Origin of the sequence: Halalkalibacterium ligniniphilum, assembly GCF_000334155.1 — a bacterium.
Lineage (GTDB): Bacteria > Bacillota > Bacilli > Bacillales > Bacillaceae_D > Halalkalibacterium > Halalkalibacterium ligniniphilum.
Genome location: NZ_ANNK01000087.1, coordinates 1 through 17,502, shown reverse-complemented (window position 1 = coordinate 17,502; position 17,502 = coordinate 1). Strand labels below are relative to the sequence as shown.

Sequence of the window (17,502 nt, the reverse complement as noted above, 5' to 3'; positions counted from 1 at the left end):
TCAAACATGCGACAACTCAATTACTATATATTTTCACATTAAAGTGTATTGAAGCTGAATGAAATGGCTCTGTTCTCTTATACGAAACCCTTAACCTATCAATTTATTGGAATAAGTGAAAACACATTCACCTTATCTACTCTACATTTCAAAGATAAGTGATTTAATTGTGACAGGTACCGTACCAGAAGGATACAATACTTTTCCGATATCAATAAAATCAAAATCTTTCAATACAATTCCATCGACGACAATCACATCATTCTCTAAAAACCCTAACTCCTCTTTAATGATATATCCAAGTGTATTTGCAATATCTCCATCTAATACAATATAGATCGCTTTTCCTGATTTAATCGTTTCAGCAAGTCCTCGCTTGATCCCTTCCGCCAATAGACAAATTCGTTGATATTCTGGCTTGCCCGTCCATGAAAGAGCCAAGACCACTTCTTTTTCACCTTCTGTTAAATCAAAGCGTGTAAAATGCTCTTTAATGGATTGAGCTAATTTTTCTGGATCAATCCTTTCTTCGAGTAAGTAATCAGGACGTAATACTTGAAGGTTGCGTTGAGGTAGTAGATCCATATCCGTTACAAAAATGGTATTTCCACTTACCTGAACACTATGCTCAGAAGCCCCAATCACTGTTGCCCGAATACACTCTTTTGCATCATATAATTTGTAAGTAAATGGTTCGTCTAATAAGATTTTCCGGATTGCCTTTCCTAAGCGTTTCCCTAAATCCCCAAAATCCCTCTCTTCTCTTTCATATACGTATTCCCCCACGCCACCTGAGAAAATGATGCCCTTTATTTTTTTAAACTGTGTCAACTTTTCCGTTAAATATAAAGAGTTTAGCTCTTGGGGGAGCTGTTTTTCAGTGATGACCTTAAAAATAGCATGTGCCATCCAATTCGTCATTTTTTGAAGCTGTTCCTCTGTCACAACATCGCCTTTTTTTAGGATTAAACCAACCTTTTTTGCTATTTCTACGCCACCAGGATCAAGCCTAACTATTTTTTGTTCTTCATCAACGACTAGCAAGCGTCCCCCAATATAGATCGCACCTGTCTCTAATACCTTTCCATTTTCAACAATTGCTAATTTTGTCGTTCCTCCTCCTATATCGATGTTTAATAAACAAGTTTGATCAAGATACGATTTCTTTGCTGCACCAGAACCATATGCAGCAAGGAGCGCTTCCATGTTATGCCCAGCTGTTGCACAAACAAATCCACCCCCTTTATCTGATAAAACTTCTGCAATCGCTCTCGAATTTTCTCTTCTCATTGCTTCCCCTGTTAATATCACTGCGCCAGTGTCAATCGTATTTGCTTCTACACCAGATTCCTTATATGCTTCATCAATGTACTGACTGATTTTTTGATCGTCTATTTTTTTCTCATCCAAATATGGGGTAAGTCGCACAGGGGAACGATAAAACGACTCTCTTTGAATGACAACATAACGACTAGACAAGGCTTCACCTATTCGGCGTAGAGATAAATTGGAGAAAATGACTTGCGTTCCAGCAGAACCGATGTCGATTCCAACGGATGTAAATTCAATGTTATCAGCAAGCCAAAGACCATTTTTCCGAGGATTTAGCTCCACTCCTTCGTGATCACCATGATGATGACCATGGCTATGTTCATGGTCGTGATGAGAATGATCATGGTCGTGATGATGAGCATCGTTGTGATCATGGTGATGGTGATGATGGCCATCGTAATAATGAAGCTGTTGTGTTTCAAGTTCATCCACTTGAATGATCTTAATAAGGTCTTTTTCTTTTTTCACCATCCAACTTTCCTCCCAGTTCTGTAAATAGGTAGAGCCGGGTATAAACATAAGACATATTTATACGCCGGCATACATTCTTTTAGTAAAAATTTAATTTTTTTCTGGCTTCGGTGGTAAATCTTCGAGTTCTTTTTCATAGGCACTTTCCATTTGTGGTTCTAAACCATTTTTAGCTAACTCAGCTGCAAATGTATCTCGTACAATGTGTGATTCATCTGCGTAATCAATTTGATCTCCACCAAGTCTTTGGCTAATCCAAGCCTTTGGCACCCCTTGTTCATTTCTGAATGCTACACCCTCATATTTTAGTGCTAAATAACGCGCTGGAGTTTTACCGGTATTAAAGTGTTGGTGATACCACATGTTCGGAGGTACAACCATACTTCCCTCTTTCCAATCATATTTTTTAGGGTCAGATCCCTCAGGCCACATTAAGCTATAGCCTTCACCACTTAGAATAATAACGTGGGCCCCAGGGCCATGACGGTGCCCTTTTTTATAGGTTGCAACTGGGAATTCGGAAATGTGACTATTCATTGAGCCTTTTGCTAAGTTAAAGCGAATATGCCCACCACCTGCACCACGCTCTTTTGCATGAATCAACTGCAGTTTGATGGCATCTGCCACAAAATTCGTCTCTAACAATAATCCCTTTTGCTCTCCTTCATTACTAAAATAATCAGCCTCTCCGTTAAAACGATCTTTAAAATCGTAAGGAGTATTAAAAATGAATTCAGGATCATCAAATGTATTGACGATGATTGGTGCATTGGTTACAGCTAAAAAACGTGCTCTTTCTTGTCCTGATCCATTAAAGTGCTGATGCCATGCATTAATTGGGATTGCAAACAGCGCTCCTTTGCTCCACTCAAATGTTACTCGCTTCCCTTCATCATTCCATACCGTCGTCGAACCTTTACCATCAAGAACATAAATCATTTCTTCATATAGCTGGCGTTGAGGAGCTAGCTTACTTCCCTCTGGAATTTCACAAACATAGCAATCATTTGACGTTCTTGAAGCTTCATGATTAATATAGACACCATACCCTTCTCGCCTTGCCCAAGGCTTTAATTCCACAGTATGAAGATTTGGGACGTAATGACCTGCGATAATATCTAATCCTTCTCTTTTTACCCATTTTTCATAAGCAGATACTTTTTCAGTTGAAAACTTCTTTGCTAATGATTCGGCTACCTTTGCGTTTGCCATCTGTACAGCACCTCCGATTTTCGAAATATTCGTTCTATTTTAAGCTTAATACGTTTTATTTTTTAAAAAAACTATCCTTATTCAATTGTTTGATTAATAATTCCGAACAACAACATTTTAAAGTGCGCTAAATGTTGATTGAATTTATTTAACACCGCTAATCCTTTTATCCATCAAGCAAAATTAAAAGATGTTATAGCCCATGAAGTATCTGAAAATCATCCCACGATATAATTCGATGTTAAATACTTCTTCAAATAACAGAAATAGTAAGGCTGTGACACAAATAGTAACAATGATCGAGAGCTTCAGTCTCTCTTTCCCAATAAAATACATTAATGTAAACATAAATATTGCCGCACCTGCATAATGACCTGCAATATAGATTAATACACAAAATATAATCATCCATAAAACAAAACTCATAATCTTTTTATAATCCTGATTTTTCCCTTTAAACAAACCGACATAAAAATCATTAATTAACTTTGAATTTGAACTTTTAACTAAGCGAATGCCTTGAATTAGAATTAAGATAATTAAAGGGGTCATAACGACTAACGGAGCACGCCCTGAAACTGGGTGATAACCAAGTGCTGTAATGAATGCCAACAAAACAGTGATTCCGACGATGCCAAGGAATATTAATTCCGAAATGGGATTTCTTTCAGCAACCGTAGCTTCTATTTCGCTACCGGCTGATATTTCATCTGTACTCTCCATACGGTTATTTGTACCTTTGTTCAAGTTATCCACCAATGTTCTGACCTCCTTCGATGTTTTTATTCTTATCTCTGAAATACGTCCAAATGTTGTACGCTAAAAATGCGAGAGTAATAACTAGTAGTAATAACGGAATTGGCTCTAGGAAGAAGAATGGCCCTCCTAAATTTAATGCTAAGTATAGATTTCTTTCAACCGTAAATCCAAGGACAAAACCAATCAATAACGCAGCACGTGAATATTCAAACTCTTTCATTGCATAACCGATAATTCCAAACAATAGTGCTATACCAATATCAAACCAAGAACTATAAGAAGCATAGGCACCTGTAAAAATAACTACGACTAAAATCGGGACAAGAAGTGTACCTCGTAGAAACGTAATTCTTGCTAATGGGTTCACAATAAACATTCCAAGTAGTGTTCCAATCAGGTTCCCAAGTATTATCGTCATGACCATTAAGAAGACTACATCCACTTGATTGTTTATCATGCTTGGGCCTGTTTGATAGCCAAGAATAAAGAGCCCACCTAATAAAATTGCCATTGAAGAGCTTCCTGGAATCCCGAATGCAATGGTTGAAGCAAGGGCTCCACCTTCAACCGCATCATTGGCTGACTCTGGTCCTATAACACCTTCAACTTCTCCTTTACCAAACGTTTCTGGGTGCTTTGACGTTTGCTTGGCATGTCCGTACGCCACAAAAGCTGCAGGAGCGCTTCCTAGACCTGGTATTAATCCCATAATCGTACCAATTGAACTACAGCGTAATACAAGCCACCATTTTTTAAAGGTCTCGCCAATCCCTTGAAAAATCTGTACTTGCATTTGTTTTGTCGATAATGTTTTCCCACCTGTATCCGAAAGCGAGCCTCCTCGAATCCAAAGTGAAATCATTTCAGAAACGGCGAACAACCCTAGAATAACTGGTACAAGCTTTAGACCATCAATTAAATTTACGCTTCCAAAGGTAAATCGTGCTTCGTTTGTTACATTATCCATCCCAACCATTGCTAATAACAAACCGAGAAATGCGGCGATAATACCTCTCGTCATATCCTCTTTACCTAATACAGCGACAAACGTTAAAGCTAGAAAAGCAAGCATAAAAATCTCTGCCGGTCCAAAGAAAAGGACAATTTTTTGAAGAATAGGTATCATTAACGCTAAGGCAACTGCACCAAACGCTGCCCCTAAGAAACATGCTGACATAGCTGCACCTACAGCACGTCCTGCCTGCCCTTTTTTCGTCATAGGTGGACCATCAAGCAAGGTCGCCGCATTTTGGCCAGTTCCTGGGGTATTAAATAAGATTGCAGTCAGTCCTCCACCTTGAGCAACAGTGGCATGTGCTGCCAACAAAAAAGCAATACCAGGCGCTGGGTCCATCGTATAAAGAAAGGGAATTAACATCGCCATAGCGAAATGTCCGTTTAATCCAGGAATGATCCCTATGATTAAGCCAAATACTGCACCGACTATAATATATGGAAGTACTTCGATACTAATTGCTTGTAAAAATCCACTGCCGAGTCCTTCAAACCAACCCATATTCACTCCTCCTTTTTGTGTTTTTTAATATAAAAAGTAGCTCCGTAATGGAGGCTATCCTCTTTAAACAGCTGTATGTCTTTCGGAGCTACTTTTCCCTTCGCTTTTATAGCTGACCTCTGACTGCAGCAATCAATATATCTCTTACCTCATCAGACATTTCTGTAGCAGAATTTACCACATCCTCCATTTCTTGACCCGATAGGTAATGCAATTCTCGCGTTGCAGATTCTGCTCGTTCTATCAGTTCAGGGTCGTTCATCGCTTGTTCAAAGGCTTCCCTCAAAAATTCCAATCTTTCTTCAGGAACACCAGGTGGTGCGACAATCGGACGACCTACTGCAGTTAATTCTTCTAATACGTTTAAAAGCTCTAAGCCCATGTCTGATGTCTCATACTTGTCGACCATTTCAAATATGGTTGGAATATCTGGAAGTGCCTCAGATCGTTCATGTCCGCTTTGCAAGACAACCTTAACAAGTCCTTCTTCAATTCGATCATAGGCACTACCATACGACCCCCACATTCCGTCAACATCACCACGAAGCATCGCTTGTTCAATCACTCCTGAACTATCAAAACCATGCATGACCTCTTGATCAAACCCAAATGCTTCACCGACTACAACTGCATCAACATAGGTACTTCCACCTAAGCCAGTAGCCCCTAGTCTAATTGTGCGGTCAATTGTGAACAAATCATCTGCGGTTTCAAAATCCCCATCAACCTGCATTGTTAAAACACGAAGGTCTGTTACAACACGCCCTAAATAAGAAAATTCTTCGATGTTGTATTCAGCGCCTTCAATCCCTGCAAGGTCGTTCATTACTAACGCACTACCATTAATATGTCCAATCGTTAACCCATCATTAGGGGCACGCCACAGCTCGTTGGCTCCTCTCATTCCCCCTGCACCTGGCAAGTTTGCAATTTCAATTCTTGCACCAGTGTATTTTTCGAGATACGGCATTAATAGTCTTGCATATTCGTCGTAACCACCACCTGGGTCATATGGAACGATTAATCTCAGTCTCTGTCCTTCGTAAAAAGCGGCCACATCTTCACCTTTAGTAAATTCAACTGCTTCTGATTCTCCATTTCCAGTATCCGCTGCTCCTGAAGTACCAGATGGTCCTCCATCAGAAGAACAGGCCGCTAGCACAAGACTTAAAGATAGTACAATCGTCAAAAATAGTATCCAGTTTTTTTTCAATGTAACCATTTTTCCACGCCCCTTTTTATTTAAACGTATATAATTTAGTAAAAATTCTTACTTCTCACTCGATACAATTCATCATTCCTTTCTTTTCAAATCAATAAAAGAGGTATGATGTTAAGCACTTATAATGTTGTTTCATATATACCTGAGGAACTCACATAACGGTAAGCGCTTACAACAATTCTTTTTATTCATTTGATTACTTATTTGAATTTTATAAAAATTTAGTTTTTAAAACGACCATCTCTCTTATATTGCGCAATTAATAATTTCAAATCTTTCCCTTCCTCTGTTGAAAAAGGTCAAAATCAACCAATAGACATATAAGGTAAGGTGTTTGCTGGATTAAGCATAGAATACAGCCAAACAAAAGAAGCCATACAATCCTTTGAGGACAATTGAATGGCTCATCTACTGGAACATTACGGTGTTACTGATATGTCTATTCAATTTTATAAAGGAATGTAAACATACATGATAAGGTATTTGTTTTTTCAACAGTAAAAAGTCATCTCCTTTGATAACGTGCTATACAAGCAAACGTGTTTCCTTTTTGTCATTTTGCAAGCTTGTTTGAACCCATGCTTGAAACTCTTCGACTAATCTCTGGCTGCCCTCACGCTTATACACACAATAAGCATCGCGATTAATGTGAAAGTCCTCAATCGGCTTACAAGCCAAAAACTCAAGATCCGTCTTACGAATGGAGTTTTCAGGCAAAAGCGTGACGCCTAGGTTATTTTGAACAAATCTTTTTGCAGTAATGTCACTATCAACCATCATTTTCGGTTCAAATTTCCCACCACATTCTAAAATTTTGCTTGAAAATAATGACCAAAACCTTCGTCGATACGTTATGATATTTTCATTTAATAGATCCTTCATATAAATGAAGTCTTTATCATTTAACGGATGATTCACAGGTAATGCTAAGTAAATTTTCTCACGATATAACAGTCTACTTTTTATCTCATTGTTGATTTTAACTGGTCCACGCATCACTCCAAAATCCACAGCATCATCTAAAATCAGTTGGTACACTTTAGTCGATGAAACACTTTGAACTGTGTACTGTGGCTTATCTTTTGAATTTGTTGGCTGTAACATCCTTGGAAATACATAGGTAGTAAAGGAAGGAATAACGGCAATTGAAAACCGATTTGTTGAAGCAGGGATGCTTGATAGATGATCTTTTACTTCTTGAAGAACATACAGCATTTTACTGGCATATTTCATTAAGGTTTCGCCACTCGGCGTTAGCGTCAAATAATTTCCGTGTCTTTTCAGTAATGTAGAGCCGATATTTTGCTCAAGGGTTTTTATACGCATTGTAACCGTTGGTTGTGATACATTAAGAACTTTTGCCGCTCTTCTAAAATTTTGCTCTCGAACGACCGTTAGGAATGTTTGCATTTGCTGGATATCTAGATTCATGAGATCAATCTACTCCTTCCATTTAAAAACTCCCCTTCCGTACGTTCAATTGCAAAATCGATAAATTCAATGTAAATAGAGGATAAATGTTCTTTTTCATTCGCAATAAAAAATGTGTTGCGCTCCCATATTGGTGAACGTTCCATTTTTATTTCAACGAGACTCCCTTCTGCCAATTCATTTTTTATTGAATAACGTGGTAGAAAGGAATAGCCATAGTGATTTAATAAAATTTCTTTAATTGTCTCTATGTGATTTAGTTCCATTCCAATCCATGGGTTTACACCTTGATTTCGTATCCATTCGATTCTTTTTTTCCACATAAAAGTGTGTCTTTGAAAGGCTAGTAAAGGCTGAAGATACAATTCGCCCAATCGTATTTCATCCCGTTTTGCCCATGGATGCTCACTTGAAACGACCATAACGTCCATATCTGTGAACCAATGCTTATAATCAATGGATTCATAAATATCACTTCTTTGAATGATTCCTAGATCAACCTCATCATTAAAAATATATTTTCGTATTTCATAGCTTTTACAGGAGTAAATCTCCATCTCTAATTCTGGATGGATGTGTTGAAATTCACGTATGAGGCGTGGAAGAATATACGTAGAAATTAATGGTGTTGCCGCTAAGCGAAACCTTACACTCTTATCCTCATTCCTTAAAAGCTCTTTATTACATTCAAGACCCATTGTATAAAATTGTTTAGCATAGGTTAAAAAAACTTTTCCAGCAGGCGATAATTGTAGCGTTCGACCCTTTAAAATAAATAATGGTTCACCCAGCTCTTTTTCTATCTTTTTGATGCGTCCAGTTAATGATGACGGGTTTAAATACAGTTGATTGGCGGCTTCAGTCAAGCTTTCTGATTCTGCCATGACAATAAAGGATTGAATCGAATCTAAATCCAATAAAAACACGCTCCTTTTTTGAGGAATTCTGTTAACACAAAAGATTGAAATAACAGCTTCGCCACTACAAGTAAGAAACGAAGCTGTTATTTCGAGATAGAGTGTTATTTAATTCATCACTTGTTAGCGCTTTCTTTTTTGGCAACTTCAATATAATCTTTTACTTTTTCAGCGGTTAATGTCACACTTGGATCATATTCTGGCGCATCTTCAAGCTGCTCTAAATCATTTAATCCAGAATACTTGTAAATTCGATTGATGGCTGAAACGAGACGCACTGGCTTTTCAGGATCTGCATTAAAATGCTGATGAATGGTATTTGGTGGGATGTAAATTAAGTCTCCAGCCTCCCACTCAAATTTTTTCACCTCATCTTGTGGAACAAACTCATATTGATCAACGATTTCCACATCACAGTCCTGATGCATGTCATAACCTTTTCCTTCTAATACGTATAAGCATTCTTCTGCCAAATGACGATGTTTTCCCGAGCGGCTTCCTGGTGGAATAATTTGCATATAAGCATCCACCGTTTCCATTCTTGTATTCATTTGCTCATTAATTAAATGCTTTAATAAACCTTGGCGCGACAGTTCCCACGGCATTTCTTCTGCTTTTACAACCTTTTTTCTTTCTGCATCTTTTTTCGGTTTATCCATTGCATCATCTAGTAAATCTTGATAAAACTTCTCTGATATATCACCTTTTCTCCAAGCATTTGATTCATCAAAAGCCATGAATGATCATCTCCTTATTATATAATTATTTTTAAAACCACCTTTCAGAAAAATTTATTAATCCTCGTGTTCTCTTGCTTTAAAACCTACGCCTTCTGGGGTTGGTTCTGTTGGTCTCGGGATGACCTGCTTTTGAAACAGCATGTTCATGAACATGTACATCGGCTTTGTTTTAAGCACTAATGCTCGCGCTGGTTTATCCTTGCTCGCGTTATGATGCTGGTGAACACAATTGTTGTGGACAATTGCCACATCCCCTGCTTCCCAGTCATAACGAATTTCATCATGAATTTCATAGCCGATTCCATCTAAAATATAGAAGGCAGCTTCATTTACATGACCATGCTTTTGAGAGACCCCACCAGGGCCATATTCCTCTAAATGTATGTGAAGAGTTTGGCCCATTCCATCTACTGGCTCAATATAATGCTTACTAAAGGCTTGTGGTCCATCATTGAACTTGATTTCTTTCCCTTTTCTTACTCTTGGAAGTGAACGTAGTCGTTCTAACTCCTTTTGAAGATTATACTTTCCCTGAATTGCACGAACGAAAATTCGGTCTTTTTTACTGTGATAATGTGACTCTACTCCCATTTTTTGCCCCTTTCTTAAATCATTTATTTCTAAGGCAATTAAAATTTTGCCGTTAGATCTTCTTTTATTGCTACCCGCCAATCAATATTGCCTGGAGGTAATAACTTATCACAACCACGAACATGACGATGGGTTTCAGGATCTTGTCCTCTTAACTGCTTTTCGCCATTTTCTAGTTGCTTTGCTGCTTCTAAAAGAAGTTGACGGGCAACAATGATTGCCGAGTCGGCTGTTCCTAATTTTTCTAACGAACGATCTGTGAATGGTCTTTCAGCTGTTTCTTGCAATGCAAAGTCTTGCGTATTTATACCCGTAATGCCTGTAAACGTTTTATTACGCTGCAAATCTCGATCGATTAAAAAATCATTTGAAGCATTACGTTTTAGTTTATAGCCTGATAATACATCCTCTGGTCCACGACCAAATTGAGTTTCATGCTCTTGAACAAATTCTTCGGTAAATGGAATGTCCGGTGAACCACTATAGATAAAGTTATAAACCCATGTATTTTCATCATCAATTGGAACCCAAATATGCCCTGCGATGCTCGGGAATTCTTCCATTTCTCCCGTTTTCCATTTCACCATTGCTCCTCGCATTTGCTGAGCTGGCATAATGAATTGATAGCCTCGGATATAGACACCATCCTCTTTTAAATCACGAATGCCAACGTAGACGAATCCTGAAGGGGTCTTCTCCACTTCAAGCTTCGGATTTTTCACTCTTGTGCGTAAAGCATTTTTATCATGAATGTTCTCATTGTGTGCGAAGGACGAATGGGATGTATCAATTCCTCCTTCTAAGCCTTGAACCCAGTTACAATTTTCAAAGGTTTTCGAGACATGCACGAAATCTTTTGGTGCTCGTAGCCACTCATAATCAGGCTTTGGTGGCATGTCTTCTTCAGGACCCATGTACGTCCAAATAACTCCACCCGCCTCCCAGGTCGGATATGACTTAATTTTTACCTTGTTTTTAAAATTACTTTCGTCTGGCTCGTTTGGCATATCGACACAATTTCCTTCTCTATCAAATTTCCATCCGTGGTAGACACAACGCAAGCCACACTCTTCATTTCTACCCCAATATAATTCGACACGACGATGAGGACAGTAGCGGTCAATTAAGCCAACTTTTCCATCTGAATCTCTAAAAGCAACCAATTTTTCACCAAGTAATTGCACACGCACTGGATCGCAATCTGGCTCTGGCAACTCTTCTGATAATAATGCAGGGAACCAATATCTGCGCCAAACCTCACCCATTGGTGTTCCTTTTTCTACACGACATAATCTTTCATTTAATTCAGCTTTTAATACCATCAAAACCACTCCCTAGTTGAATTATTATTGTTCTATTTTCATTATAGAAGGGCCACATCGAGTAAAAAATTAGCGGTTCCGTTATATAGAACTAAAAATAATTTCGAAAATTGAGAATTTAACTTCCAATTTAATCTTTAGGGTTACCTAAAGATTAACAAACTATTTTTGGTCAACCTATTCGAAGGTTTTAATCAACTGATTAAAATTTACAATGTTTCTTTTTCCCTATAACCAAGGAGATACCGTAACAAGCAGTGGAAACGGTTCTCCTTCACCACCAGCTGTTTTTAATGCTGCATCCGTTTTTGCTAGTGGATAATTGTGAGAGTTCATAATTTTAATTGGGAATTTCCCGGACGATATACATTCGATCGCCATTTCAACAGAATGATAGCTATGTCCTCGAACTCCTTTAATTGTCAAGGTTTTTTTTATAACCTCATCAATATCCCATTCGGCAATTTTTTGATACTTGTAGGCACCGAGAATAATCGTCGCACCTTTATTAGCCACATCAAGTGACGAAGTAACAGGGCCTGCGCCCCCTGATGTTACATCCAGAACAACATCCACCATGCTTCCCTTAGTAATTTCTTTAACTCGTTCAACTAAATTTTCTTCGCTAATATTGATGATGTGATCAACACCTAATTTTTTCGCTAATTCCAATCGTTTCATGCTTGTATTTCTGCCTGTAACAATCACCTCAGCTCCAGCATATTTTGCTGCTAAGGCACAGGCTAAGCCTTGCTGTCCTGGTCCTTGAATCAATACAACTTGATTCGGACCAACATTTCCTTCAATGCACATCCATTCAAAACCGTTTGATAAAGGCAATGCAAACGAAGCTTCAACTAAATCAACATCTTTTGAAATTTTATGGAGTACAGCATTTGGATGTAAATAAACATACTGTGCAAAGCCTCCATACAAAGAAGGTGCGATGTCAAGTGGCGTTGCACCGTAGCGAATTCCGTTTTTTCTCGGATCCGTTTCTTCACAAGCACGAAGTACACCCGTTCTGCAATGCTTACATTGCCCACATGGAATGTATTCTTCCATGACGACTCGATCACCAGGAGCAAGTCCCCATTTTTTTGCCGCTTTTTCACCAATTCGTTCAATATCCCCGACAATATGATGCCCGAGAATTCTTGGGGATTGTTCCTTTCGATAGTAGTCTACGTCTGTGCCGCAAACACCTACAATTTCTACTTTTAATATTCCTTCATCTTCCCCAATCTCAGGTAAATGAAATTCTCGAATTTCCGTTTCTCTCACATTTGTTGCAACAGCTGCAGCCGCAATTTTTGACATAAGTGCTCCCCCTTTCAGATGGTTAAACATTCACTTATTTCCTTTGAACCAGCATACATTTCATCACTATCTATCAAATGACTCGCTGTTTTATTAGAATAGTAAAAAATCGTTTAGGATGAAACCTCTTGTTCTTTTATACGGTATCCTTTTCAATAGCTTCCTTCTCTGACAATTGTTTTGCCGGACGAGTGAAATAGGTGCCAATTAGTAAAAAGCCTCCACTTACCCAGAAAATTGGAGATATGCCTGCAACTGTACCGACAGCTCCAAACAAGAGAGGGGCAAAAAACTGAGCACCTCGGTTAATCGTAATTCGCAATCCTAGCACTTCTCCTTGACGGCCTTGAGGGCTTGAGTTTAAAGCAAATACAAGACTTAATGGTTGACCAAGTCCTAGTCCAGCACCTAAGACAAGTGATAATAAAATAAGAGGGGTAGGTTCATAAAAAAACGGAATGAGGGAATAGCTGACACCACTCATGATCATTGTTAATAATAAAATGTGATTGCGACCAAATTTGTTGACAAGATGGTGCTGAACAATACGAACCATCATTGAGGCCCCTGCCATCATCGAAAGAATCAACCCAATCATACTTGGGCTAATTCCTTGTTCACTCGCAAAAATGGGAAAATAAGCAGAAAATAATTCTTTTGAATAAAGTACCATTCCACTTATAAGCAAGGCGTTCCGTAAATTTTTGTTTTTAAATAAACACCATGTTGATTCTTTCTTAGGCGTTTCTGAAAGTCCTGTTATCGGGCAGCAATTTTTCCTTAACAGAATAATAAGAAACCAAGCAACACTTACTAAACCAATTACCACCATAAATGCAGCTTCCACACCTAAAATATCATAAGAAAACCCTGTTAGAAGCGGCCCAGTTAACCCTCCTGCTGAACCAACAAAGGATAGTGTAGCAATTAACTTATCTCTTGAACCAGCTAAATTACCAACCGTTTTTTGAATCGACACAACAATAAAAATTTGTGAAAAACCTAAAAACATTTGAGCAACAAACAAACTTGAAAGACCTACATGTAATACAGGGATGGAGACGGCAAAAACCATAAGGCTCGATCCTACCAACAGCATCCTTTTTGCTCCAAAGCGATCAAGCCATTTGCCAACGTAAAGAGCCGTTAACATAGGTGTAACCGCATAAATGGAAACTAACATCCCAATAATTAGCGCTGAAGCCCCCTGCGAATTTGCATATAAAGAAACAATCGGCTTAAGTCCAAATATCGTCGTTGTTATTAGAAAATGAATGATGAGAAGAATGATATACAAATCGATCCCCCTCCTTCTCGTTACGTTTTAAAACATCCTCTCTGCTGTAACACTACCTTTTTAGACTATTTTTTGTTCAGAAGGGCATACCTATTTTTTACAGTATGAGCAAATTTTTAACGTGACCAGTTAGTTGTTCTGCTCAACGAAACACTACATTTCATTGCACAAAAGTCTTCGTTCCAGTTATCCTTAAACCTTTCAATGTTCAACTACTACTGCGATAAACTTCTGTTTCGATAAAATTCTGTGTTCAAAATTTTCCTTTCTTAACCATATAAAAAAGCTTATCTCCGATGTTGGAAATAAACTTTTTGGCGTTCAAATTTGCTTAGATTTCTCGGTTTGAAATGCTGCGACCTGCATAAACCATTCGTGCTGAACAAGGTTCAATTGGTTCAAAGATCATTTTGTGTGCAATACAAAAGACTCAGAAACGCGATCGAATAAGGTTAAAAGTCAAAAGAATAAAAGCTTTTTCATCTTTGTAATTCCTTTTCAAATACCTTATTTTTTGCAAAGCATTCGGTTAAAATCAACCGCGCTTCTTCTATCGTTTTTGGTCGCCACGATGTATGCTGAAACAGCGTGACTAAACTTGGAAGAGATAAACGCGCTCTTTCCATCAGTTCTTGATCCTCCATGATCTCAGCCGTCCCCACCGCAACGATTTCCCCATCTTTTAAGAGCATGCATTCCTCCGCCCAATGATAAGCAATATCAACATCATGGGTCGAGAGAATGATTGTATGACCAAGGATTTTTAGCTTGTATAATAATTCAAGAAACTCCTCTAATGATGCAGGGTCCAAGCCTGAAAATGGTTCATCGAACAATATCACTTTTGGTTCCATTGCAACAACGCCTGCAATCGCAACTTTTTTCTTTTGTCCTAAGCTCAAATTGTAAGGGGGACGATCTTTTAAAAATCTGATTCCTAGTAATTCAAGTGTTTCTTCCACACGTTTTTTTACTTCGTTCTCTGAAAACCCACTATTCCGGAGACCAAAAGCCACATCCTCATAAACGGTTGGTGCAAACAATTGATGGTCGGGATGATCAAAGACAAGACCGACTTTTTTTCTAATTGACTCAAGGTTTTCCTTTGCTACTCTTTCTCCTAAAATGTCAATTGAACCTTTTTTTGGTAAAAGTAACCCATTTAAATGTTGCAAAAAAGTTGATTTTCCACTTCCATTTCCGCCTAATAAAGCAATATTTTGAGCCGAAAATGAACAGGTTAGATTCGAAAGTGCTTTTGTATTGTCTGCATATGAGTAGCTAAGCTCGTTAATTTCTATCGAATTCACAACACGCGCCACCTTTCAATCAAAATGCCACTCACATTTGTTTTATATATTGTACTGACTGAACATACAATTGCTTTCCTATCCTTGTGAATGTTCGAATGGTTTTATTTATGATCGTGTCCGTGGTCGTGAGCATGTCCTTCATATTCTGAAACATTTGCAGCTTCAACTTCGTCCCCTGCTTCATTTATGATTTGCATATCAAACTCTTCGGCATGATGTTCCGTGAATATTCGATAGCTTCCAGATTCACTTACTGTCAATATAAAACTAGTCGATCCTTCAGTATTCAAAAATAGGTTATATACATACTCACTTTTTGCTTCAAACGTTGATCCACCGGCTACTTCTGCTGCCTCAGATTCCATCACATGAGCAGCATGGTGCTCTACATCCGTAATATTACTATTTTCAAGAATAAAGCTTATAAGCATGCTTTCATCACCAAATTCATTCTGAGGTAAAAGAAGCGTGTACTCACCTTCGTTCAATTCATAGCTTCCTGCCCATTCGTAAGGCAGCTCGTCATGGTGGTCAGTTCCGCTCTCTTCCTCCCCGTCTTCCACATTAACAGCTTCCTCAGGCATTGATTCTTCTTCCTCAATTGGTTCTTGCTCTGCCTCGGTAATCGCTTCGTCAATTGGTTCCGTAGCTTCTTCCATGCTCGTCTCTTCACTTTGACCACATGCCATTAATGCGATACATAATAATAAACTTACTGTTAAATTTCGTAGCTTTTTCACCATTCATATCCCCTTCGTATTTTAATTATAAAACGAACAAAGACTCGCTTTCGCATTTCTCTCATCTAAGATTGTCTAGTAACTGTTGCGAAAGGCTCACATTCACATTTGTTTTACGGGCATGAGCAGCCTTTTTCCAATGATTATGTATAAAAAATATCTTTTTGATGTTGCCATTATCTATGCTCATCCTATGATTCTAGTTCCACTTCATCGTCTACAAACGTCACCGATAATTCTGAATACGAAACTCCTTTTTGAGCTTCGACGATTTCATGGAGTTCCTGTAATTTTTTTTGCTTGCCTCTTACCACAAGAATTTCAAGGCATTGGGAATGATTGAGATGAATGTGCATGGTTGAAATAATTTCCTTGTAGTAATCGTGTTGAAGGTTCATAATTTTTTTCGCTAGATTACTATAATGGTGATCATAAATAATGACAATTGTTCCTGCTACAACTTTATTTATATCTGATTGTTCACTCTCCAGTACGGATCGACGGACGAGATCACGTAATGCTTCAGAGCGGTTGCTATAGCCTTTTTTCGCAATATAATGATCAAACTTTTTCACTAGGTCAGCTGGCATGGCTACACCAAAGCGTGTTAATTCCTTACTCATGGTACACCTCCTTTCCAGTGTTACGATTTAATAAAATCATAGCACGTCTTTATTGACCAGAAAATATAAATAAACTGAACGATTTCTAATCATCTGATTAATAATATCCAAAGATGGACAATAAATCTGTTAAAGACAGAGAAAATGCATGCTTTGACAAATCTACAAAGCATGCATTCTGACTTAAATAACATATTCTTCTAGCGTTGACTTTACGAAAAGATCATCAACCGCTAGCTTATTTTTAATTAATCCTTGTTCATAGGAATAGGTTACAAATGCTTCGAGCGTCGCGCGATTTTGCTCTAAACCGTACGGCCAAAAGTCTTCACCCATAATTTCTTTCGTTCGTTCAATCTCTGAAACCAACCACGGTAGCGTCACTTTTAACGCGGCAGTTTGATGAAAGCCCTCATAGATTTTTTCCTTTGACTCAACAAACGCTTTATATAGGTTTGCAGCTACCCAAGGATTTTTTTCTAATATTTCGTCTTTGATCGCCACAACATGCATGATCGGGAAAATTCCCGTTTTCTTAAAATACTCTTTTTCTGCCGCTACATGATCCGAGAAAAGTCGCGACACATTCGGTGAACCTTTTAGGAAGCAGGATGGGGCTCTTGGGGCGATAAAGGCATCAATTTCACCAGATTCTAACATTTCATTCAATGTTTGATCGTCTCGAATCGGCTCGAT

Annotated in this window: 15 protein-coding genes and 1 pseudogene; all 16 read right to left on the bottom strand. The window is 38.3% G+C overall.

What is annotated here, in order from left to right; translation table 11 throughout:
- Window positions 1–141 precede the first annotated feature (141 nt).
- Complete coding sequence (locus BLT_RS0109390) at window positions 142–1,803, bottom strand: ethanolamine ammonia-lyase reactivating factor EutA (protein WP_017727536.1); 1,662 nt, start codon at window positions 1,801–1,803, stop codon at window positions 142–144.
- 90 nt (window positions 1,804–1,893) lie between these two features.
- Window positions 1,894–3,015, bottom strand: a complete 1,122-nt coding sequence (locus tag BLT_RS0109385) for a cupin domain-containing protein (RefSeq protein ID WP_017727535.1) — start codon at window positions 3,013–3,015, stop codon at window positions 1,894–1,896.
- A 183-nt stretch (window positions 3,016–3,198) separates the two neighbouring features.
- The gene (locus BLT_RS0109380) at window positions 3,199–3,771 is read right to left on the bottom strand and encodes a tripartite tricarboxylate transporter TctB family protein (protein ID WP_152414318.1); all 573 of its coding nucleotides are present in this window, start codon (window positions 3,769–3,771) and stop codon (window positions 3,199–3,201) included.
- The gene (locus BLT_RS21690; protein ID WP_017727533.1) at window positions 3,764–5,290 is read right to left on the bottom strand and encodes a tripartite tricarboxylate transporter permease; all 1,527 of its coding nucleotides are present in this window, start codon (window positions 5,288–5,290) and stop codon (window positions 3,764–3,766) included. Before BLT_RS21690 ends, BLT_RS0109380 begins: the two co-directional genes overlap by 8 nt.
- A 106-nt stretch (window positions 5,291–5,396) precedes the next feature.
- Window positions 5,397–6,512: a Bug family tripartite tricarboxylate transporter substrate binding protein gene (locus BLT_RS0109370; RefSeq protein ID WP_017727532.1), complete on the bottom strand. Its 1,116-nt coding sequence runs from the start codon at window positions 6,510–6,512 to the stop codon at window positions 5,397–5,399.
- 525 nt (window positions 6,513–7,037) lie between these two features.
- A complete protein-coding gene (locus BLT_RS0109365) occupies window positions 7,038–7,943 on the bottom strand; it encodes a LysR family transcriptional regulator (RefSeq protein ID WP_017727531.1) in 906 nt (301 codons plus the stop codon).
- Window positions 7,940–8,860: a LysR family transcriptional regulator gene (locus BLT_RS0109360; protein WP_017727530.1), complete on the bottom strand. Its 921-nt coding sequence runs from the start codon at window positions 8,858–8,860 to the stop codon at window positions 7,940–7,942. Before BLT_RS0109360 ends, BLT_RS0109365 begins: the two co-directional genes overlap by 4 nt.
- 116 nt (window positions 8,861–8,976) lie before the next feature.
- Window positions 8,977–9,597 carry a cupin domain-containing protein gene (locus BLT_RS0109355; RefSeq protein WP_017727529.1) on the bottom strand — a complete coding sequence of 207 codons (621 nt, stop codon included), beginning with the start codon at window positions 9,595–9,597 and terminating at the stop codon, window positions 8,977–8,979.
- 57 nt (window positions 9,598–9,654) lie between these two features.
- On the bottom strand, window positions 9,655–10,191 hold the full coding sequence (locus BLT_RS0109350) for a cupin domain-containing protein (RefSeq protein ID WP_017727528.1): 537 nt from the start codon (window positions 10,189–10,191) through the stop codon (window positions 9,655–9,657).
- A 38-nt stretch (window positions 10,192–10,229) separates the two neighbouring features.
- Entirely contained in the window at window positions 10,230–11,513 is a 1,284-nt protein-coding gene (locus BLT_RS0109345) for a Rieske 2Fe-2S domain-containing protein (protein WP_017727527.1), read from the bottom strand.
- Between the two features lie 228 nt (window positions 11,514–11,741).
- Window positions 11,742–12,833, bottom strand: coding sequence for a zinc-dependent alcohol dehydrogenase (locus BLT_RS0109340; RefSeq protein WP_017727526.1), 1,092 nt, complete (start codon window positions 12,831–12,833; stop codon window positions 11,742–11,744).
- Between the two features lie 136 nt (window positions 12,834–12,969).
- Complete coding sequence (locus BLT_RS0109335; RefSeq protein ID WP_017727525.1) at window positions 12,970–14,130, bottom strand: MFS transporter; 1,161 nt, start codon at window positions 14,128–14,130, stop codon at window positions 12,970–12,972.
- A gap of 479 nt (window positions 14,131–14,609) precedes the next feature.
- Window positions 14,610–15,440 carry an energy-coupling factor ABC transporter ATP-binding protein gene (locus tag BLT_RS0109330; RefSeq protein WP_017727524.1) on the bottom strand — a complete coding sequence of 277 codons (831 nt, stop codon included), beginning with the start codon at window positions 15,438–15,440 and terminating at the stop codon, window positions 14,610–14,612.
- A 104-nt stretch (window positions 15,441–15,544) separates the two neighbouring features.
- Complete coding sequence (locus BLT_RS0109325) at window positions 15,545–16,183, bottom strand: hypothetical protein (RefSeq protein ID WP_152414317.1); 639 nt, start codon at window positions 16,181–16,183, stop codon at window positions 15,545–15,547.
- 191 nt (window positions 16,184–16,374) lie between these two features.
- The gene (gene nikR / locus BLT_RS0109320) at window positions 16,375–16,806 is read right to left on the bottom strand and encodes a nickel-responsive transcriptional regulator NikR (RefSeq protein ID WP_017727522.1); all 432 of its coding nucleotides are present in this window, start codon (window positions 16,804–16,806) and stop codon (window positions 16,375–16,377) included.
- A gap of 183 nt (window positions 16,807–16,989) precedes the next feature.
- Window positions 16,990–17,502: pseudogene (locus tag BLT_RS0109315) on the bottom strand (ABC transporter substrate-binding protein); the annotation flags it as partial.